This is a genomic window from Kitasatospora sp. NPDC015120, from assembly GCF_043080305.1.
Classification (GTDB): domain Bacteria; phylum Actinomycetota; class Actinomycetes; order Streptomycetales; family Streptomycetaceae; genus Kitasatospora.
This window is the reverse complement of record NZ_JBIBVJ010000058.1, coordinates 1-2,276: the sequence shown is the minus strand read 5'-3', so window position 1 is coordinate 2,276 and position 2,276 is coordinate 1. Positions and strand designations below refer to the sequence as shown.

Annotated in this window: 2 protein-coding genes; both read right to left on the bottom strand. The window is 31.6% G+C overall.

Annotated elements, in window-relative coordinates:
- Positions 1-1,168, bottom strand: a 1,168-nt coding sequence (locus tag ACF1AK_RS36225; RefSeq protein ID WP_391503070.1) for a hypothetical protein, incomplete at its 3' end; no start/stop codon positions are given.
- A gap of 44 nt (positions 1,169-1,212) precedes the next feature.
- The gene (locus ACF1AK_RS36220; protein WP_351072247.1) at positions 1,213-1,560 is read right to left on the bottom strand and encodes a hypothetical protein; all 348 of its coding nucleotides are present in this window, start codon (positions 1,558-1,560) and stop codon (positions 1,213-1,215) included.
- Positions 1,561-2,276: the final 716 nt, after the last annotated feature.

Genomic DNA, 2,276 nt, shown 5'->3' with positions numbered 1-2,276 from the left:
ATTCGTCATATTTTTGTCCGATAATCCCGAGACAAGTAGGGGTTTCTAAACCTGTAAAGATTGTATAAATATTAATCCCAACAGTATTATTCGCTTTATAACCAGCTACTGGATATTCATCTAGGTAAGGAGCCATACTATCAATAACTTCTTTCACTTTACTTTCAAACGCCATATTAGTGATATAGTCTACTTGTCCACCATTAGCGATAGTAGTTACAGCAGCTGTTTGTGCTGTTTCAAAGTTATAACCATCTGATAAAACACCATTTTCAATAGATTCTTTAAGCTTGCTTACAAATTGTGCTTCATTTGAAACATCTGGTTTATCAATTAATGTAAGTTTAGAAAGAGTAAGGTAACCTGATTGTTTAATTGTATTTTCAAATTCACTAGAATCAAAGTATTCCATTGTCATATTTTCATATGCATTGGTAATAGTGTTTAACTCGTGTAAAGTGTCAGCGACATATCTATTACAATATGTTAAGAAATCGTCCATTGTTTTGGCTTTATTTTCTTCTTTTTTAAGGAAGTCTGTATATAATTTCTGGTTATCTACGATAATTATTGAGCCAATAGCATCCTTAATTTTACCGATTTCTTGGATTCTTTTAAATGCATTACCTAACACATTACCGCCTTCATTATGACGAGGTAAGGTAAGGATTAAACCTAATTTCTCTGCATATCCACTCTCAGCAAGAGTTATAACAGCCTCAATTATTGCACCTGTACCAGTACCACCACCTAATCCAGCTACTACCCAGATGAAATCACGATCAGATAGTGGTTTAATAGCATTTAAAAATTCTGAACTATTATCCTTAAATGCTTTTTCACCTTTTTCGATATTTCTTCCAGCTCCGCCTTCATATCCACTCAGTCTTACTTCTGTAAAAGCATCTTTTTTATGTTTCACTTTAGAGAAGTCTCTAATGTTGGTGTTTACAAGAACAGCGCTATATGGACTACCTCCGTTACTATCGGTATATTTAGCGCATTCAGCTGCTATATTACATCCTGCCATACCTAATCCAATAAAACCGAACTTTAATCCAACAGTCGTATTGACCGGTATACTAGTATTGCTAATAGTTTGTTTTGTCATTTTTGCATTTTCTCTCCTTTTATCTTTGTTTAATTTAAACCTTTGTCTTTTTTTCATAAGTTATCAAAACCTTTTTGTTTATTTGATAAAAGCACCTAGATTTATTTTTCTTGTTGTAAATGCTCGATTAAAATATTACCTAAATTGGACAAAGAATATAGTCTAGAACGACCTACTTCAGTAACATCGACTAATCCTGCGCCTTCTATCCGTGCTGTAAGTATGTCTAAATGATGCCTTGAATTTAAAGCTGTTGTACCATTCTTATGTAATTCTTGAGCGCGATCTCCTAATTGAGCTTTCAAAAGAGGTCTATCTGATTCGGCAAGTGCAATTAAGAAACAAAGGCCTTCATTTCCTAAACGATCGCCTAAAATATCTAGTAATTCTCCAGCACTTATTGTACTCATAAATTCAAAAACCTCCTTCCAAAGTATATCTATGTTCATTACCTCAGATATAAGCAGCAGTTATTGCTGCAATAATAGCTGATAATAACAGCAATACTCTTAATACACTAATCATATCGAAGAAATTATTACCAGTCAAATATAAAACTTTATTAATTTATCCCTATATACCAATGCTTGTTGTTAGTACGTTTAGAGCAACGATCTTATTGCAGGTAATAACTGCAATAATTGCTGATATTACCTGCAATTATTGCTGATAATGCTGAATTTCTTTGAAATTAATGATTGAAGCAACAGATTCACTTGAAATTTTTTTTATATCCTACGCATCAATCCACTCATGTAAATATTTGTATAAAAAAATAACTTAAGCTCATGCCTAAGTCATTTTTTCAATTATTAAACTAACTATGCCAATAAATACAACTAAAAAAGGAACAAATGATATTCCTATAAGCCATTTTCTCCGGAGATAGAAACCTAATACTAAACAAATAATACCAATTATTAATATTGTTAATGATGATCCAAACATTATAGTCCTCCTGACTCAAAACTCTTTTTATTACCATCTTACACTAAGCAATAAGAGGGGATCCATCATTAAAAAGAACTGCATTGCATATAGTTATTTATAACATATAATGCTTTTTCTACATCGGTCACCATTTCTCAAATTGATATATGGGATATTCAATAATCATTTAGAAAATATAAAGGTACTCATGTAATGTTGTTATTATTTCTGTTTT